The organism is Nonomuraea gerenzanensis (assembly GCF_020215645.1).
Lineage (GTDB): Bacteria > Actinomycetota > Actinomycetes > Streptosporangiales > Streptosporangiaceae > Nonomuraea > Nonomuraea gerenzanensis.
In genome coordinates this window covers 2,495,025-2,512,707 of the sequence record NZ_CP084058.1, presented here as the reverse complement: position 1 = coordinate 2,512,707, position 17,683 = coordinate 2,495,025, and the positions used below count along the sequence as shown (strand labels likewise).

The following is a 17,683-nucleotide window of genomic DNA, read 5'->3' as shown; positions in this document are numbered from 1 at the left end:
CACTCGTGAAGAAGAAGATCCTGATCGCACTGTCGCTCTTACTCGGCATCACGGCGTTCTCCGTGCCGGCCGAGGCCCGCACCGGCTTCAAGCGGGTCGCGTACTTCATCCAGTGGGGCGTCTACGGCCGCGACTACCACGTCAAGGACGTCGACGTCACGGGAGCCGCGGCCAAGCTCACGCACCTCAACTACGCGTTCGGGTTCGTCAACGCCGAGGGCGGCTGCTACTCCTCCGACCCGTGGGCCGACTGGCAGCGGCCGGTGCCGGCGGAGCAGAGCGTGGACGGGGTCGCGGACGCGCCGGGACAGGCGCTCAACGGCAACCTCAACCAGCTCCGCAAGCTCAAGGCCAAGCACCCGGGCCTGAAGGCGATGATCTCACTGGGCGGCTGGACCGGCTCGAAGCACTTCTCCGACGCCGTGCTCACCCCCGAGTCCCGCGCCGCCCTCGCGAGCTCCTGCATCGACCTGTGGATGCGCGGCAACCTGCCGGGCCTGGAGCCGGGCGCGGGCGCCGGCGTGTTCGACGGGATCGACCTCGACTGGGAGTGGCCGGGCTCCTCCGGCGCTGAGGGCAACGTCATCCGGCCCGAGGACAAGCGCAACTTCACGCTGTTCGTGCGAGAGCTGCGCGCGCAGCTGCGCGCCTTCTCCTCCTCCGCGCAGCTCACCGCCTTCCTCCCGGCCGCCGCCGCCAAGATCGACGCCGGCTTCGAGGTACGGGACGTCTTCCGCCAGCTCGACTTCGCCACCATCCAGGGGTACGACCTGCACGGCACGTGGGAGCCGCAGACCGGGCACAACGGCAACCTCTTCACCGACCGCCGCGACCCGAACCCGGTCCGCTACAGCGTGGACCAGACCGTGCGCGACTACCTCTCCCGCGGCGCGCCCGCCCGCAAGCTCGTCGTCGGCGTCCCCGCGTACGGCCAGGGCTGGACCGGCGTGACCGGCGGCGGGGACGGCCTCTACAAGCCCGCCACCGGACCGGCGCCCGGCAAGTGGGCACCGGGGAACGAGGACTACAAGGACCTGGTGACCAAGCCGGGCAAGCGGTACCGCGACCTGCGTACCGGGGCCATGTGGCTGTACGACGGGAACGAGTTCTGGTCGTACGACGATCCGGCGGTGCTGCTGCAGAAGGCGGCCTACATCCGGCTCAAGGGGCTCGGCGGGTCGATGATGTGGTCCATCGACCAGGACGACGCCAAGGCGTCGCTCACCTCCGCGCTGTACTCGGTGCTGCGCTGACCTGAGCTGACCTGACCTGGCCGGGCGCGGCGCTTCCTACCCGCCCGCCCGGCCACCCACCGGCTTCGCTCACACCAGCACCCGCCCAGCCATCTCATCCCATTTGGCGTCATGTCCGGGCACGGCCAGGATGCGGCGCAGCGCGTCCCTGTCCCCGTTGCGGGCCAGGAACCAGTCGAGCACGCTCACCCCCACCTCCGGCCGCGAGACGATCTCCACCTCGTCCCCCGGCCCCAGCTCGCCCAGCTCCACCACCCGCAGATAAGCCCCGGGCCGCCCCGCCTTCGTGAACCGCTTGAGCCAGCCGGCCTCCCCCATCCAGTTGCGGAACACCACGCACGGCGTCCGCGGCCGGGTCACCTCCAGCAGTGCGCTGCCCACCCGCCACCGCTCGCCGACCAGGGCGCCGTTGACGTCGACCCCCGAGGTGGTCAGGTTCTCGCCGAACTGCCCGTCACGCAGCTCCATGCCCAGCTCGCCCTGCCACCAGTCGTAGTCCTCCCTGGCGTAGGAGTAGACGGCCTGGTCGGGCGAGCCGTGGTGCTTCTGGTCGGCCCGCTCGTCACCGGCCAGCCCGTTGTCGAGCACCGCCACCCGGTGCGGCACCGCACGCTTGTCGATCGCCGTACGCCCGAGGCTGCCCGCCCATGCGGCGTCGCACGACGTTCCCACGTTCACGGAGAGAATGCGCATGAATGGACGGTAATCGAACATTCTTGACCCAAGCGAACTGATATCGGGCCCCGAACGTCACCGGTTGAGCTGCGACTCCTCATCGAAGCCCGCGAGCTGTAACAACGTCTCCAACGCCGCCTGCCTGGTCTCCTCCACCGACTCCCCACGCTCGCCGAAGCACTCGGCCGCCACGTCGAGCAGCATGGCCACGACCGCCGCGTCGGGGTAGGGCACATCCAGCAGGACCGTGCCGTCGGCATCCTCCTCCCGGCCAGCCAGATGGCGGCTCAGCAACCGCCGAGTCTCCTCAGCCACAGCCACCCCCAGCACCGCGGCACGCTCGAATCGCTCAGAAGCAATCACGTCACCCTCCAGTCGCACAGGTGTTCGGTTCTAGAAGGTAGACGGTGGCACCGACAGAATCCCTTGCGCCGCCGGGCTTCCCGGCCGGAACACAGGCCGGCGGGTACGCGTTCCGGGGCGGCGGTGGATACGCTCGAACGGTGTGCGACTCGATCGTCGGCGTTGACGCCCTCACCGTGGAGCTGGGCGGCAACCCCGTGCTCCGCGACCTCGACCTGACCGTGACGCAGGGCGAGATCGTATCCGTGGTAGGCCCGAACGGCTCCGGCAAGTCCACCTTGCTGCGCTGCCTGGCCGGCCTGCAACCCGCCACCTCAGGCGAGATCCGCGTGTTCGGGCGGCCACCGGCGGACGACGCCGCCTTCTGGAGCCGTGTGGCGCTGCTGGGCGACGAGCCCGCCTGGTATCCGGGCCTCACGGCACGCGAGCATCTGGAGCTGATGGGAGCCGTGCACGCCCAGGCCCGCATGACGGTGGACACGGCGCTGGAGCTGTTCGCGCTGGAGGAGCGGGCCGACGCCCCGCCGCTGAACCTGTCCACGGGCCAGCGCCAGCGCCTCTGCCTGGCCGCCACGCTGCTGCGGCCCAGCACGCTGCTCCTGCTCGACGAGCCCGAGCGCGGCCTGGACCAGGGCTTCCGCGCCGACCTCGCCGATCTGCTCGACGAGTACGCGGACGAGGGCGGCACCGTCGTCATGGCCACCCACGACCAGGGCCTGGCCGCCATCGGCCGCCAGGTCGCCCCGTCCGGGGTGATCGCGTGACCGGGTCACCAGCGGGCAGCGTCCAGGCCGTGCGGGCGTATCTGCGGGCGCGCGGGCGCACCCCCGCCAGTGTGATGGACCGCTACGTCTCCGTCTTCTGCCTGCTCATGTTCGTCGCCGTGGCCGGCAAGCCCCTGTCGGACGTGCTCGCCGGGCTGGCCATGCCGGGTGAGCCCGCGCGCATGGGGGCCGGGGTGGCGCTGCTGGCGCTCGCCCTGGCCGGGTTCCTGGCCGCGGCCCGCAACGCCGGGCCCGTCCTGCTGCCCGGGGCCGACGCCTCCTGGCTGCTGCTCTCCCCGCTGAACCGCCGTCAGGTGCTCAGCCGCGCGGCACGCCTGCTGCTCGGCATCGCGGCGGTGGCCGGCGTGGTGCTCGGGGTGGGCCTGCTGGCCGTGCTGGGCGCGCCCGACCAGCTCGTGTGGCGGGTGCTGGGCGCGCTGGTCGTGGGCGTGGCCGCGGCGGTGGGCGGGATGGCGCTGGCCGTGCTGGGGCAGGCGTCCTCGTCGTGGAAGTTGTGGCTGACCGGCGCGGTGGCCATGCTGCTCGTCCTGGCCGTGCTGGGCGTGACCGGCCAGCTCCGCACGGTGCTCGCCATCGCGGCGAGCGCTCCCCTGCCCGCGCTGGCCGCCGCCGTGACCGGCGCCGCCGTGGCCTCCGGCCTGCTGGTACGGCAGGCGTGGGTGTCGCTCGGCCGCATCCCCACCCGTACGCTCGTGACCTCCTCGACCCGGGCCGGGCACGTGGCGGGCGCGGCCGTGTCGCTCGACCCGGGCGCGCTCACCTGGATCGCCGAGGACAACCACTGGCGGGCCAGGAAGCTCGCCTCCCGGCGCTGGCCGTCGCTACCCGCGCCGTTCGCACTGGCCTGGCAGGACTGGCGGCGGCTGGCCCGCAGGCGCGGGCGGCTGGTGGCCGTACTGGCGGCTTCCGCGCTGCCCGCGGTCCTGGCCCAGGCCGGCGGCTCGCCGGCGGCCCTGGGGGTGGCCGTGCTGGGCGGTGCGCTGGCCGTGGCGTCGATCAGTACGTCGGGAGCGCGCAGGGACGCCGACAATCCCGCGCTGGCCCGGCTCATCGGGGTGAGCCAGCGCAAGGTGCTGGCCGCCCGCGCGGTCCTGCCGGGGCTCCTGGCCGGCGCCTGGGCAGCGCTGGCAATCACCGGCCTGTCCCTCGGCGGGGCGATGGCCCCATCCACCGCAATGGCCGCGACCAGCGCAATCACTTCAGGCGGCGCAACGACCGGTATGGCCGTCGGTGCCGCCATGGCTGACGGTGGCGTGATGGCCGGACTCGCTGACACCGCCGGCGGGGCGGGCGGCGTCAGCGGGGCGGGCGGCGTCAGCGGGGCGGGCGGCGTGGGCATGGCGGCTGACGTCGGCGGGGCGGGCGGCCTCGGCGGGGTGTGGTGGTTGTTCGGCCCGCTGGCCGCGCCCGCGCTGGCCGCCGCGGCCCTGCGGATGGCCAGGCGCCCTCCGGTCGACCACTCCATGCCGGTCATCGACACCCCGAGCGGCGCCATCCCCACCGGCCCGCTCTTCTGGGCGGCCACCGGCCCGGACCTGGCCCTGCTCGGCTGCCTGCCCACCGCCGCCGCGCTGGTCTCCCAGCCGGCCTCCCTGACCCCGTTCCTGGTGACCCAGGGCGTGGTGAGCGTCGTGGTGCTGGCGGGCTTCGTGTGGCGGTCGCGTCCAGGCGGCAGAGCGAGATAAGGCGAGAGGTCAGGCGACGTACACGTCGCTGGGCACCCCGCCGTACGGAATGGTGCGGTCCTTGCGCATGCCGGCCCGCTCCGCCACCCGATGCGACGGCAGGTTGACGTCCCTGATCACGGCCACCACGGTCCCCAGCCCGCGGCCCACCCGCAGCGCGGCCCTGGCGAGCTCGACCGCGTACCCGTGGCCCCAGGCCGACGGCCGGAAGCGGTAGTACAGGTTCAGCACCTGGGCGCGCTCCACGACCGCGTGGCGCAGCCCGCCGAAGCCGAGGATGCGCGGATCGTCCGGCAGGCGGGCCGCCCAGTAGCCGAGCCCGCGTTCGTCCCAGTCGGCCAGCCACAGGTCGAGCATGGCCCGGCTGGACTCCAGGTCGGTGACGGGGCCGCCGGGGTGGTAGACGCTGGTGCGCGGATCGGAGTGGATCTCGTGGACGGCGTCCAGGCCGTCCGGAGTCACCCGAGAAAGCACGAGTCGCGCCGTCTGCACCACTTCCATGCTTTCAGGGTATTCAGGCGCCCCCGCCCGGAAAAGCGGCTACTTCTTGGTCTTGTCGGCGCTGGAGTCGGTGGACAGCGCGGCGACGAAGGCCTCCTGGGGCACCTCGACCCGGCCGACCATCTTCATCCGCTTCTTGCCTTCCTTCTGCTTCTCCAGCAGCTTGCGCTTACGCGAGATGTCACCGCCGTAGCACTTGGCCAGCACGTCCTTGCGGATGGCGCGGATGTTCTCGCGGGCGATGACCCGGGCGCCGATGGCGGCCTGGATCGGCACCTCGAACTGCTGCCTGGGGATCAGCTCGCGCAGCTTCTTGGCCATGTCGACGCCGTAGCCGTAGGCCTTGTCCTTGTGCACGATGGCGCTGAAGGCGTCGACCGCCTCGCCCTGCAGCAGGATGTCGACCTTGACCAGGTCGGCCTCCTGCTCGCCGGCCGGCTCGTAGTCGAGCGAGGCGTAGCCGCGGGTGCGCGACTTGAGCTGGTCGAAGAAGTCGAAGATGATCTCGCCGAGCGGCAGCGTGTAGCGGATCTCGACCCGGTCCTCCGACAGGTAGTCCATGCCGAGGAGCTGGCCGCGCCGGCCCTGGCAGATCTCCATGATCGCGCCGATGAACTCGGCCGGCGCCAGGATCGTGGACTTCGTCACCGGCTCGAAGACCTGCGCGATCTTGCCGCCGGTGGGGAACTCCGACGGGTTGGTGACGGTCAGCTCCTTGCCGTCCTCCATGATCACGCGGTAGACCACGTTGGGCGCGGTGGAGATCAGCGACAGCCCGAACTCGCGCTCCAGCCGCTCACGCACGATCTCCATGTGCAGCAGGCCGAGGAAGCCGACGCGGAAGCCGAAGCCGAGCGCCGCCGAGGTCTCGGGCTCGTAGATCAGCGCGGCGTCGTTGAGCTGCAGCTTGTCGAGCGCCTCGCGCAGCTCAGGGTACTCGTCGCCGTCGATCGGGTAGAGCCCGGAGAACACCATCGGCTTCGGGTGCTCGTAGCCCGCCAGCATCTCCCGGGCGCCCTTGGCCGCCGAGGTGACGGTGTCACCCACCCGCGACTGGCGCACGTCCTTCACGCCGGTGATGAGGTAGCCCACCTCGCCGACGCCGAGGCCCAGGTCGGAGGTCTTGGGCTCGGGCGAGATGACGCCGATCTCCAGCGTCTCGTGGGTGGCGTTGGTGGACATCATGAGGATGCGCTCACGCTTGCCGAGGTGGCCGTCGACGACCCGGACGTAGGTGACCACGCCGCGGTAGGTGTCGTAGACGGAGTCGAAGATGAGCGCGCGGGCGGCGGAGTCGGCGTCGCCCACCGGAGCCGGGATCGTCTGCACGACGTGGTCGAGCAGCTCGCGCACGCCCTCGCCGGTCTTGCCCGACACCTTGAGCACGTCGGAGGGGTCGCAGCCGATCAGCCCCGCCAGCTCCTCGGCGAACTTCTCCGGCTGCGCCGCCGGCAGGTCGATCTTGTTGAGGACGGGGATGATGTGCAGGTCGGCGTTCATGGCCAGGTAGAGGTTGGCCAGCGTCTGCGCCTCGATGCCCTGGGCCGCGTCGACCAGCAGGATCGCGCCCTCGCACGCCTGCAGCGACCGGGACACCTCGTAGGTGAAGTCGACGTGCCCGGGGGTGTCGATCATGTTGAGCACGTGGCCGTCCCACGGGAGCCGCACGGCCTGCGACTTGATCGTGATGCCCCGTTCGCGCTCGATGTCCATCCTGTCGAGGTACTGGGCACGCATGGAGCGGTCGTCGACCACTCCGGTGATCTGCAGCATCCGGTCGGCAAGCGTCGACTTGCCATGGTCGATGTGCGCGATGATGCAGAAGTTGCGGATCAACGCGGGGTCGGTCTGGCCAGGCTGAGTGCGCACCGAAGTCCGTTTCGACAGGGTTGAGGTCAAGCAGTCTTCCATGGTGACATGCCCGGGTGATTGCCCGAACCGTCATCCGCCGCGGCCTGCGCCTGCTCGCGCTGGCCTTGGCCATCGTGGTCGCGCTGGGCGGCCTCCTCGCCGCGGCGCTCCGTATCCAGTTTACCGGTGCCCCGGCGGCCTGGGCGAAGAGCTCCGGCAACGACGCCTTATGGCTGGGCCACGCCTGGGTGGACGGCCGCCGTACGGAGCAGGACGTCGAGCGGCTCGCCGTACGGCTGCGCGCCACAGGCATCAAGGACGTGTACGTCCACTCCGGCCCCTTCGAGTGGGACGGCCGCCTAGATCCCGCCAAATACCCTAACGCCGGGAATTTCATTCAATGGATGCGAAAACATCTGCCCGGCATCCGCATCTCCGCCTGGCTCGGCCAGGCCGTCAAGAACGGCCTCGACCTGGACGACGCCACCGCCCGCGCGAACGTCCTGGCCGGCGTCGCCGCCATCATGAAGCAGGGCTACGACGGCATCCACTACAACTTCGAGCCCATCGGTGACGACGACACCGAGTTCCTCGACCTTCTCGACAAGACGCGGCAGCACACCGGACTGCTGTCCACCGCCACCCCGCAGATCGAGCCCTACCTGGGCATGCGCCTGACCGCCAGGGCCCTGCTGGGCCACGACAAGTACTGGTCCGAGGGCTACTTCCGCCAGGTCGTCGCCCGCGTCGACCAGGTGGCGATCATGACGTACGACTCCTACACCCCCTCGCAGTCCCTCTACGGCGGTTACGTGGCCCGTCAGGCCCGCCTGGCGCTGGACCTGGTCCCCGGCTCCAAGGACCTCTACATCGGCGCGCCGGCCTACCACGACCACGGCGTACCATGGCTGGACCAGGCGGAGAGCGTCGCGATGGCCGCCGAGGGCGCCAGGCTGGCGCTGTCCGACCACGGGCGCCGCGAGCGGTTCGGGCTGGCACTCTACGTGGACTTCGCCGCGACCGAAGAAGATTGGCGCGAGTACATGACGCGGTGGCGTTGATTTGAGCAGCCGCCTGAGTTATTGGTAACCTGGGCAACTGCGTGTGGCGCGCCCTCTCTCGAGCCCGCGCGCCCCGTCCATCACTTCAGACTTTCACCGAGGCTTCTTCGTGGCGAACATCAAGTCCCAGATCAAGCGCAACAAGCAGAACGAGAAGGCTCGTCTGCGCAACAAGGCAGTCAAGTCCTCGCTGAAGACGGCTGTCCGCAAGTTCCGTGAGGCTGCGGAGCAGGGCGACGTCGAGCAGGCCGTGGCGCTGCAGCGCGTCGCTGCCCGTCAGCTCGACAAGGCCGTCAGCAAGGGCGTCATCCACAAGAACCAGGCCGCCAACCGCAAGTCCGCGATCGCCAAGCAGGCCGCGGCGCTCGCCGGCGCCAAGTAAGCCAGGCATTTCCGGCTGTCTGAAACGCCGCGCCTCACCATGAGGTGCGGCGTTGTTTTTTGCCGGGTTTTGTCACAGTTTCGATATCACACGCCCGTATCGGGTGCGTCACCGTTCCGAAGATCCCTTGCTCCCGCTCTCGCACCTGCCCGATGGTGCACTAAACGGGTGAAGGGGGACACATGCGGGGGCCGTTGGTCGTCAAGAGGGCGTTCAGCGAGCCGCTGCTCCTCCTGGCCGCCCTCGGCTCGATCCTGCTGGCGACCACCACGCTGGTCGCGCTGACCATGTACGCCTCCTCCATCGCCGAGGCCGGGGTCCGCAGGACGATGGAGACGGCCTCGTACGCGCAGACCGCGGCCACCATCAGCGCCCCCGTGACGGCCGAGACGTTCCCCAGGTTCGACCAGGTCGTACGCACCGCGCTCGCCCGCGCCTACGCCGCCGAGCCCGCCCTCACCACCAGCTTCCGCTCCGACTCCTACGCCATGCCCGGCCAGGAGGCGGACAAGCGGCCCGAACTGCTCAGGTTCGGCAGCTACGACGGGCTCGACCGGCACGCCAGGCTCGTCTCCGGGGCCTGGCCGAAACCCGGCGGCGACCCGGTCGAGGTGGCGATCTCGCTGTCGGCCGCGTCGGCGAGCGGGTTCGAGGCGGGGCAGGAGTTCACCACGCGCGGGCGGCTCGACCCCCGGCCCGTCCGGGTGCGCGTGGCGGGCGTCTTCCAGCTCAACGACCCGTTCGGCGAGCGCTGGGCCGGCGAGCAGCTCCTCAGCAGGGGCGTGGAGCGCGGCGACTTCACCACCTACGGGCCGCTCATGGTGCCCCGCGAGACCTTCCTGGCCCGCTTCGCCACGAACGTCAACGCCACCTGGACCGCCGTGCCCGACCTGCGCACGCTCACCCCCGAGCAGCTGCGCCCGCTGGCCGGCGCGATCGCCCAGGTGGAGGAGCGGCTGAAGGCCGGCGGCTGCGCGAGCTGCGTGGCCACCAGCCACCTGCCCGAGATGCTCACCCAGCTCGACACCGCCTCCCTGGTGGCCCGCTCCACCATGCTGATCCCGGTGCTGCAGCTGCTGTTGCTGGCCGCGTACGCGCTGATGCTCACCGCGCGGCTGCTGGCCGACCACCGCCGCATGGAGGTGGCGCTGCTGCGCTCGCGCGGCGCGGGCACGATGCGGCTGGCGGCGCTGGCGGGCGGCGAGGCGCTGCTGGTGGCGCTGCCGTGCGCGGTGGTGGCGCCGTTCCTGGGGCCGCCGCTGCTCGCGCTGGTCAACCGGCTGCCGTGGATCAGGGCCTCGGGGGTGCGGCTGGCGCCGGTGGCCGACACGGGCACGTTCCTCGTCTCGTTCGGGGTGGCGCTGGCCGCGGCCGTGCTGCTGGTGCTGCCCGCGCTGGCGGGCGCGCGGCGGACGTACGTGGAGGAGCAGTCGGCGCGCGGGCGCGGCGGCGGGCGCGGCCTGATCGAGCGGGCGGGCGCGGACCTGGCGCTGCTGGTCGTGGCCGGGCTGGCCATCTGGCAGCTCCAGCGCTACGGCGCGCCCGTGACCGCGACGGCGGCGGGCGGGCTGGGCATCGACCCGCTGATCATCTCCGGGCCCGCCCTGGCCCTGCTCACGGGCGGCATGCTGGGGTTGCGGCTGGTGCCGCGCCTGTCGCGGCTGGCCGAGCGGGTGACCTCCAGGCGGCCCACGCTGGCCCCCGCGCTCGGCGCGTGGCAGGTGAGCAGGCGACCGCTGAACTACGCCGGGCCCGCGCTGCTGCTCACGATGGCGATCGCGATCGGCATCGTCTCCCTGGCCACGGCCTCGACCTGGCGCTCCTCGCAGCTCGACCAGGCCCGCCACCAGGCGGGCGCCGACCTGCGGCTCTCGGGGCCCGCGGACGGCCCCGAGCTGGGCGCGCTCGGGCGCGGCACGGCGTTCGCCGCGCTGCCCGGCGTCACCGCGGCCTCGCCGGGATTCCGCGGGCAGATCGACGTGAGCGGGGAGAACGCGACGCTGCTCGCGCTCGACGCGGGCAAGCTGGGCGAGCTGTTCCACCTGCGTCCCGACCTGTCGGCGCAGAGCGTCGGCGAGCTGTCGCGCTCGCTGGCGGGCGACCGGGCCGGCGGGCTGGAGCTGCCCGGACGGCCTGCCGGGCTGGTGCTGACCGCCGAGGCGAGCGCGGACGTGCCGCTGCGGCTGGTGCTGTCCGATGGGCTCGGCGTCTGGCGCGACGTGTCACTCGGCCTGCTCAAGCAGGGGACGAACCAGGTCGAGGTGGACCTGCGCGCCCTGGCAGGCCGGAGCGGGACGATCACGTACCCCGTGTCTCTGCTCGGCCTGGTCGCGAGCGCGCAGGACAGCCCCGCGAGCCTGACGCTCCGCGCGCTGACCGCCGACGGGCGGCCGGTGCAGGCGCCCCCGCTCACGATGAACGTCAGCGGCGACACGATGACCCCCTTCGTCCGGCGGCCCGCGCCGGGCCCGATGCCCGTGGTGCTCACCGCCGGCCTGGCCGCCGCGCTCAAGCTGGACGTCGGGCAGAGCGGCGCCGCCGCCATCGACCGCCGGGTCACCCAGATCGAGGTCGTGGGCGTGGTGGAGACGATGCCCACGACCCCGGCCGGGCAGCAGGCGATGCTCGCCGACTGGGCGACGATGCAGGCGCACGACCTGGCCGCGGCGCAGCTCCCCCGGCCCGCCACGGAGTGGTGGCTGGCCGCCGGCGACACCGCGCCCGCCGTGGCCGCGCTCGGCGGCCGTCCCGAGTGGGACGTGACCGCGCTCGACGAGCGGGCGCTGGCGGCCACGCTGCGCGACGACCCGCTGGCCAGCGGGCTGCAGGGGGCGCTGATGCTGGGGTTCATGGCGGCGCTGGTGTTCGCGGCGCTCGGGTTCCTGGTCAACGCGACGGTCGCGGCGCGGGAACGGCTGGCGGAGTTCGCGATCCTGCGAGCGCTCGGCGGCAGCTCCAGGCAGGTGCTCGGGATGCTGGCGGTGGAGCAGACGTTCGTGGTGGGGCTGTCGCTGGCGGCGGGCACCGGGCTGGCGGTCGTCGTCGGCGTGCTGGTGGTGCCGCACATCGTGCTGACCGGCCAGGCCGCGGCCGTCACCCCGGGCGTGCTGCTCGACATCCCGTGGGCGGCCACCGCCGCGATGCTGGCGCTGGTGGCGGCGGTGCTGTTCGCGATCGTCGCCGGGCTGGCGCGCAACGTGCGCCGCCAGGGTCACGGCCTCCGGGAGGAACAGTGAGGATCCGGCTGCTCGCCCGGGTGCACCTGGGCACGGTGGCCGTGCTCTTCGTGCTCACGTTGAGCGCGTGTGTGCTGGTCGCGGGCCTGCCGAGGGCGATGCAGGGCTCCTACGACGAGGCCCTGCGCCGCGCGCTGAGCGCCGCCCCCGCCGCCCAGACTGACCTGACGGTGACCGTGGAGTCCCACGGGCAGGCCGAGGACCTGCGCGAACGCGCCCAGTTCGACACCCGCGAACGCCTCTGGCGGGAGATCCTGCCCGCCCGGCTGCGCCCGCTGACCGCCGGCGCCGGTCACATGAGCGCCAAGACCTCGCTCACGCCGGTCACGGGCACCAGCGGCGGCATGTACGTCAACCTGGGCTGGCTCTCCGACGCCGACCGGCGTGTGGACTGGGTCCAGGGGCGGGCGCCGGGCGCCCCCGCGACGGCGCGTCACGAGGGCGAGACGATCCCCGTCTTCGAGGTCGGGGTCGTGGAGGAGGCACTGCCCGAGATGGGCCTGCGGCTCGGCCAGACGATCACCCTCGGCGAGAACGACTACGCCGCCGTGCAGATCGTCGGCGTCTTCCGGGCCAAGGATCCGGGCGACCGCTCCTGGTCACACGAATCCGACCTCCTCCACGTCATCGAGCAGCAGCCGCCCGGCGGCAAGGACCACGTCAAGCACATCACCACGCTGATGTCCGACGCCGGGCTGAGCGCGCTCAGCGGCGAGGGGCGCAACCTGTCCTACCGCTGGGTCCTGCCCCTCGACGCGCGGGCCGCCGACGCGCTGGACGTGCCCGGCCTGCGGGCGGCCGTCGCCGAGTTCGCGCGGGTGGTGGGCTTGCAGACCACCGGCAGCCCGTACCACGTCGAGACCGCGCTGCCCAAGCTGCTCGGCGACTTCCTGGCCGCGCTGTCCACCGCGCAGACCGTGATGTACCTGGTGCTCGGCGGGCTGCTGGCGGTCGCGCTGGGCGTGATCGTGCTGGCCGTGCAGCTCCTGGGCGACCGGCTGGACCACCCGCTGAGCCTGGCGCGGGCGCGCGGCGGGTCGCTGCCGCAGGTGGCGGGCACGGCCGCGGCCCTGACCGGGCTGGCGGTGGTGCCCGCGGCGCTGATCGGGTACGCGCTGGCGTTCCTGGTGCCCGGGCCCGCGTTGCCGATCGTGCATGCCGGGCCGGTGATCGTGGTGGTCGTGGCCGTGCTCTTCGCCGCCGGGCGTTCGGCGCGCGTGCACCGCACGCCGCTGCGCGGCTCCCGCGACGACGTGGCCACCGCCCGGCCGTCCGCCAAGCGGATCACGCTGGAGGTGCTCGTCGTGGGGCTCGCGCTGGCGGGGGCGTACCTGCTGCGGGCCAGAGGGCTGAGCGCGTCCGGCGGGCAGGACCCGTTCCTGCTCGTGGTGCCGGTCGCGCTGACCGCGGCGGCGGCGCTGATCACGTTGCGGTGCTACCCCTACCCGCTGCGGCTGCTCGTCCGGCTGACCTCGCGCGGCCGGGCGGCGGTCCCGTTCCTGGGGCTGACCAGGGCGGCCAGGGCCCGGTCCGGCAGCCTGCTGCCCGTGTTGATCCTGCTGCCGGCGCTGGGCGTGTCCGTGTTCGCGGCCGTGGTCTCCGACGGGATCGCGACCACGCAGCGGACGGCGTCCTGGCAGCAGGTGGGCGCGCCGATCAGGGTGACCTCGGAGAGCGAGATCCCGGCCGAGGCGATCGAGCGGGTGCGCCGCCTGGCCGGCGTCGAGCGGGTCGTGCTCGCGCAGACGGGACGGGTGCAGGTCGGCTACGGCGCCGAGCAGGCCGAGGCCATCGCCGTGGACGTGGCCCAGTGGCGGCGGCTCCTCGACGGCGCCCCCGTCGGCCTGCCCCCGCTGTCCGACGGCGCGCTCGTCTCGCCGGAGCTGCGCGGGCGCGGCACGTTCGAGATCGGCTGGCAGTCTCGGCTCAAGCTGGCCACGCGCGGCGTCGTCGCGTCGGTGCCCGGGTTCTACACCGAGGGCAAGTTCCTGGTCGTGCCCATCGGGGTGCAGACCAGGCCCGCCGTGAACACGCTGCTGATCCAGGGGGAGGCCGCGCTTCCCGAGCTGGCGCGGCTGGTCCCGTCGGCCGTCGTCACCTCCCAGGAGAGCGCTCTGCGGGCCATCCAGGACGATCCGCTGACGAGCACGGTGCGCTGGACGCTGGTGATCGTGACGGTGGCGCTGGCGGCGTACGCGCTGATCGCCGTCGTCCTGTCGCTGGTGATCGGGGCCGCGGAGCGGGCGCGGGCGGTGTCGTTCCTGCGCACGCTGGGCCTGTCGGAACGGCAGGCGCAGCGCCTGACCGTCCTGGAGATCCTGCCCATGATCCTCGTCACCGCGCTGGTCGGGCTGGGCCTGGGCCTCGGGCTGCCCGCCGCGCTCGGGCCCGGCGTGGACCTGTCGTCGTACGCCGGTGACCTGCCCGTCGGCGACTACTCGCTCGACCTGCTCCTGCCCGGCGCGCTGACGGCCGGGCTGGCCGCCGTCGCCGTGCTCGGCGCGTACGCGCACACCGCCATCAGCCGGCGCCGCAGCCTCGGCACCGTACTCCGAGTGGGAGACCTCCCATGAACCCGACCCTGTCAGAGCTGGAAGCCAAGGCCGGACGGCCCGCCGCCGCGTTCGGCGGCGACGCGCACATCGTGTGCGACAACCTCGTGCGCATCTACAAGACCGAGGGCGTCGAGGTCGTCGCGCTGCAGGGCCTGGACCTGGTGATCGACAAGGGCGAACTGGTCGCCGTCGTCGGGGCGTCCGGGTCCGGCAAGTCGACGCTGCTGAACGTGCTGTCGGGGCTGGACGTGCCGACCGCCGGCGTGGCCAGGGTGGCGGGGATGGACCTGCTGTCGATGAGCGCCAAGGACCGGCTGCGCTACCGGCGCTCCGTGGTCGGGTTCATCTGGCAGCAGACGGCGCGCAACCTGCTGCCGTACCTGACCGCGCGCGAGAACGTCGAGCTGCCCATGAAGCTGGCGCGCGCCGCGCGCAAGGGGCGGGCCCTGGAGCTGCTTGAACTGCTCGGCGTCGCCTCCTGTGCGGGCCGCAGGCCGGCCGAGCTGTCGGGCGGCGAGCAGCAGCGCGTGGCCATCGCCGTCGCCCTGGCCAACTCCCCGCAGCTCATCCTGGCCGACGAGCCGACGGGCGAGCTCGACAGCGAGACGTCGGAGCAGGTGTTCGACGCGCTGCGCAAGGCCAACAGGGAGCTGGGGGTGACCGTGGTCATCGTCACGCACGACCCGCTGGTCTCGGAGCAGGTGGACCGGACGGTGGGCATCCGCGACGGCCGCACCAGCAGCGAGACCCTGCGGCGCGAGGGCGCCGAGGGGCAGATCATCGCCGAGGAGTACGCCGTGCTCGACCGGGTGGGACGCCTCCAGCTCCCCCGCGACTTCATGAACGCCCTCGACATGGAACGCCGGGTCCGCCTCGAACTCGAATCCGACCATATCGGCGTATGGCCCGCCCGAGAGGAGCCCACCCATGACTGACTCACCCCTGGTCTTGGTCGAAGGGCTGCGCAAGGTCTACCGCACGGGGCCCAAGGAGGTCGTGGCGCTGCGGGACGTGTCCTTCTCTGTGCTGCCCGGGGAGCTGGTCGCGATCCGCGGCCGGTCAGGCTCGGGCAAGACGACCCTGCTCAACCAGATCGGCGGCCTGGACCGGCCCGACGCCGGGCGCGTGGTGGTGGACGGGCGCGAGATCACGGCCATGTCGGAGGACGAGCTGCTGGGGGTGCGCAGGGACGTGCTCGGGTTCGTGTTCCAGTCGTTCGGGCTGATCCCCGTGTTGTCGGCGGCGGAGAACGTCGGGGTGCCGATGCGGCTGCTGCGGACGCCGGTGGCGGAGCGGGAGGATCGCGTACGGATGCTGCTCGCGCTGGTGGGGCTGGAGCGGCATGTCAACCAGCGGCCCTATGAGTTGTCCGGGGGCCAGCGGCAGCGGGTGGCGATCGCCAGGTCGCTGGCCAATCGGCCGCGGTTGCTGGTGGCGGATGAGCCTACGGGGCAGTTGGACTCGCAGACCGGGCGGCAGATCATGGAGTTGCTGCGGGCGGTGGTGCGGAGTGAGGGGGTTACGGCGTTGGTGGCCACGCATGATCCTGGGTTGATGACGTTGGCGGATCGGGTGCTGGAGATCAGCGATGGGGTGGTGCGGGAGGCTGCGCGCACGTAGATGCTTGAGCGAGCGTCTTCCACCACCGTCGCACCATTCTTCGTTAGCGAATGTTTTGTTACTCGCCAACGTGTGATCGCCCCCCATGGAGGACTCGGTCGATCGTCATCTGGCCCGCTGGCGCGGCGAGGCACCGTTCGACGAACGGGTGGAGGCGATCGTGACGCGCATGCAGTTCCTCGTGCGGCACCTGTCCCACACGAAGGAGGTGGCGCTGGCGGAGGTGGGCGCGCAGGACCGCTACGAGTTCGAGACCCTGCACCGCCTCACGGCACGCGGCGGCTCCGCAACGCCGTCCGAGCTGGCCGCGGACCTGCTCCTCCCACCGGCCGGGATGACAGCGCGCGTGGACACGCTGGAACGGGCAGGGCTGATTGCCGCACGGACACCAGTGCCGCCTTGCCGTACGGACGCGAGCACACGGACGTGAAAGCGAGCGAGCCCTCTCGCGCGGACGTCAGGGCGCCTAGCAAACCCTCGCGCCGACGTCAGGGCTCCTAGCAAACCCTCGCGCCCACGTCAGGGCTCCTAGCAAACCCTCGCGCGGACGTCAGCTACCGCCCGGTGCGGCTGGCCACGATGACCTGCACCGTATGCTCCAGCGCGTACGCCGGATCCGCTCCCCCACCCTTGACCTGCTCATCCGCACTCGCCACAGCCTGGATCGCCGTCGCCAGCCCTTCCGGCCCCCAGCCATTGAGCTGCCGCCGCACCCGATCCACCTTCCACGGCGGCATGCCGACGTGACTGGCCAACTGCCCGCCCCGCAGGTTACGCGGCGCGCTGCCCACCTTGGCGAGCGACCGCAGCCCCCCGGCCAGCGCGCTCACCAGCAGCACAGGAGCGACCCCGGTGCCGAGCGCCCACCGCAACTGCTCCAGAGCGTCCGCCAGCCGCCCCTCCACGGCCGAGTCGGCGACGTTGAACCCGGTGACCTCCGCCCGCCCCTTGTGATACCGGGCCACCGCAGCCGCACTGATCGTCTTGTCCTCGGTGTCGAACGCCAGCTGACTGCACGCGGCGGCCAGCTCCCGCAGATCGTTCCCCACGGCGTCGAGCAACGCCTGCGCCGCGTCGCCGGAGATGCTCCGCCCGGCCCGCTTGAACTCGCCCTTGATGAACTCCAGCCGCTCCCCAGCCTTGGTGACCTTGTTGATCGTGATCACCTTGGCCCCGGCCTTCTTCACCCCGTCGACCAGCGCCTTGCCCTTCACCCCGCCCGGATGCGACAGGACCATCACGGCGTCTTCGGAGGGCCGCTTGGCGTACGTCACGATCTCGGTGATGACCTCCTTCGCCAGGTCCTGTGCGGACCTGATCACCACCACGGATCGATCACCGAAAAGCGACGGCGAGGTGAGCTGCGTGAGCTCACCCGTCGTGACCTTGCTGCCGAGGAGGTCATGCACCTCAGCGCCGGGATCGGCGGCCCGCGCCGCCGCCACGACGCCGCTCACCGCCCGCTCGGCCAGCAACTCCTCGTCGCCGACGACCAAGGTCACAGGTGCTGGATCGGTTCCCGCCATGTCAGGCAGCATGCCATGCGCCGCCGACAACCTGGTACTTGATGTTCTGTCTTCTCCCCAGAAGCAGTCACGGACCGGCGCCCGCGCTCTGCACATCACGACCTGCCGCCGCGCTCCGCCGAACACGACCCACCGGTGCGTCGGCTGATCAGGGCCTAGCTAGCGTTGTGGACCACCGACTACGACCCAT

Annotated in this window: 15 protein-coding genes; 10 read left to right on the top strand and 5 right to left on the bottom strand. The window is 72.0% G+C overall.

The window, feature by feature from the left end:
• Nucleotides 1-5: 5 nt before the first annotated feature.
• A complete protein-coding gene (locus tag LCN96_RS12040; RefSeq protein ID WP_225272682.1) occupies nt 6-1,253 on the top strand; it encodes a glycoside hydrolase family 18 protein in 1,248 nt (415 codons plus the stop codon).
• A 69-nt stretch (nt 1,254-1,322) separates the two neighbouring features.
• On the opposite strand, the gene LCN96_RS12035 is transcribed toward LCN96_RS12040, so the two are convergent.
• Both LCN96_RS12035 and LCN96_RS12030 read right to left on the bottom strand, forming a co-directional pair.
• Nucleotides 1,323-1,946: an MOSC domain-containing protein gene (locus LCN96_RS12035; RefSeq protein ID WP_225272681.1), complete on the bottom strand. Its 624-nt coding sequence runs from the start codon at nt 1,944-1,946 to the stop codon at nt 1,323-1,325.
• 57 nt (nt 1,947-2,003) lie between these two features.
• Nucleotides 2,004-2,243 (bottom strand): hypothetical protein, encoded by a 240-nt coding sequence (locus LCN96_RS12030; RefSeq protein WP_225272680.1) that lies wholly within the window; start codon nt 2,241-2,243, stop codon nt 2,004-2,006.
• A gap of 188 nt (nt 2,244-2,431) precedes the next feature.
• Here LCN96_RS12030 and ccmA point away from each other — a divergent pair, with 188 nt between their 5' ends.
• Both ccmA and LCN96_RS56500 read left to right on the top strand, forming a co-directional pair.
• On the top strand, nt 2,432-3,055 hold the full coding sequence (ccmA, locus tag LCN96_RS12025; protein ID WP_225272679.1) for a heme ABC exporter ATP-binding protein CcmA: 624 nt from the start codon (nt 2,432-2,434) through the stop codon (nt 3,053-3,055).
• Nucleotides 3,052-4,761, top strand: a complete 1,710-nt coding sequence (locus LCN96_RS56500; RefSeq protein ID WP_263657467.1) for a DUF6297 family protein — start codon at nt 3,052-3,054, stop codon at nt 4,759-4,761. Before ccmA ends, LCN96_RS56500 begins: the two co-directional genes overlap by 4 nt.
• A gap of 9 nt (nt 4,762-4,770) precedes the next feature.
• On the opposite strand, the gene LCN96_RS12015 is transcribed toward LCN96_RS56500, so the two are convergent.
• Complete coding sequence (locus LCN96_RS12015; protein ID WP_225272678.1) at nt 4,771-5,262, bottom strand: GNAT family N-acetyltransferase; 492 nt, start codon at nt 5,260-5,262, stop codon at nt 4,771-4,773.
• Nucleotides 5,263-5,301: 39 nt separating this feature from the next.
• Nucleotides 5,302-7,173, bottom strand: coding sequence for a translation elongation factor 4 (gene lepA / locus LCN96_RS12010; RefSeq protein WP_225272677.1), 1,872 nt, complete (start codon nt 7,171-7,173; stop codon nt 5,302-5,304).
• 14 nt (nt 7,174-7,187) lie between these two features.
• Here lepA and LCN96_RS12005 point away from each other — a divergent pair, with 14 nt between their 5' ends.
• The 7 genes from LCN96_RS12005 (at nt 7,188) to LCN96_RS11975 (ending at nt 16,397) form a co-directional block, all read left to right on the top strand.
• A complete protein-coding gene (locus tag LCN96_RS12005; protein WP_225272676.1) occupies nt 7,188-8,174 on the top strand; it encodes a glycoside hydrolase family 18 protein in 987 nt (328 codons plus the stop codon).
• 109 nt (nt 8,175-8,283) lie between these two features.
• Nucleotides 8,284-8,556, top strand: a complete 273-nt coding sequence (rpsT, locus tag LCN96_RS12000; RefSeq protein ID WP_225272675.1) for a 30S ribosomal protein S20 — start codon at nt 8,284-8,286, stop codon at nt 8,554-8,556.
• Between the two features lie 182 nt (nt 8,557-8,738).
• A complete protein-coding gene (locus LCN96_RS11995) occupies nt 8,739-11,792 on the top strand; it encodes an ABC transporter permease (RefSeq protein WP_225272674.1) in 3,054 nt (1,017 codons plus the stop codon).
• On the top strand, nt 11,789-14,365 hold the full coding sequence (locus LCN96_RS11990) for an FtsX-like permease family protein (protein WP_225272673.1): 2,577 nt from the start codon (nt 11,789-11,791) through the stop codon (nt 14,363-14,365). The genes LCN96_RS11995 and LCN96_RS11990 overlap by 4 nt, the downstream gene beginning before the upstream one ends.
• Complete coding sequence (locus tag LCN96_RS11985) at nt 14,362-15,282, top strand: ABC transporter ATP-binding protein (RefSeq protein WP_225272672.1); 921 nt, start codon at nt 14,362-14,364, stop codon at nt 15,280-15,282. The genes LCN96_RS11990 and LCN96_RS11985 overlap by 4 nt, the downstream gene beginning before the upstream one ends.
• Nucleotides 15,275-15,967: an ABC transporter ATP-binding protein gene (locus LCN96_RS11980; RefSeq protein ID WP_225272671.1), complete on the top strand. Its 693-nt coding sequence runs from the start codon at nt 15,275-15,277 to the stop codon at nt 15,965-15,967. The genes LCN96_RS11985 and LCN96_RS11980 overlap by 8 nt, the downstream gene beginning before the upstream one ends.
• A gap of 85 nt (nt 15,968-16,052) precedes the next feature.
• Nucleotides 16,053-16,397, top strand: a complete 345-nt coding sequence (locus LCN96_RS11975) for a helix-turn-helix domain-containing protein (protein ID WP_225272670.1) — start codon at nt 16,053-16,055, stop codon at nt 16,395-16,397.
• A gap of 124 nt (nt 16,398-16,521) precedes the next feature.
• Here LCN96_RS11975 and holA read toward each other — a convergent pair whose 3' ends face one another.
• Nucleotides 16,522-17,505: a DNA polymerase III subunit delta gene (gene holA / locus LCN96_RS11970; protein ID WP_225272669.1), complete on the bottom strand. Its 984-nt coding sequence runs from the start codon at nt 17,503-17,505 to the stop codon at nt 16,522-16,524.
• Nucleotides 17,506-17,683: the final 178 nt, after the last annotated feature.

Excerpts from the sequence above, each read along its gene's own strand:
- LCN96_RS12035 (WP_225272681.1), bottom strand. The coding sequence starts at position 1,946 with ATGCGCATTCTCTCCGTGAACGTGGGAACGTCGTGCGACGCCGCATGG.
- LCN96_RS12015 (WP_225272678.1), bottom strand. The coding sequence starts at position 5,262 with ATGGAAGTGGTGCAGACGGCGCGACTCGTGCTTTCTCGGGTGACTCCG.
- lepA (WP_225272677.1), bottom strand. The coding sequence starts at position 7,173 with ATGGAAGACTGCTTGACCTCAACCCTGTCGAAACGGACTTCGGTGCGC.
- LCN96_RS11995 (WP_225272674.1), top strand. The coding sequence starts at position 8,739 with ATGCGGGGGCCGTTGGTCGTCAAGAGGGCGTTCAGCGAGCCGCTGCTC.
- LCN96_RS11985 (WP_225272672.1), top strand. The coding sequence starts at position 14,362 with ATGAACCCGACCCTGTCAGAGCTGGAAGCCAAGGCCGGACGGCCCGCC.
- LCN96_RS11980 (WP_225272671.1), top strand. The coding sequence starts at position 15,275 with ATGACTGACTCACCCCTGGTCTTGGTCGAAGGGCTGCGCAAGGTCTAC.
- LCN96_RS11975 (WP_225272670.1), top strand. The coding sequence starts at position 16,053 with ATGGAGGACTCGGTCGATCGTCATCTGGCCCGCTGGCGCGGCGAGGCA.
- holA (WP_225272669.1), bottom strand. The coding sequence starts at position 17,505 with ATGCTGCCTGACATGGCGGGAACCGATCCAGCACCTGTGACCTTGGTC.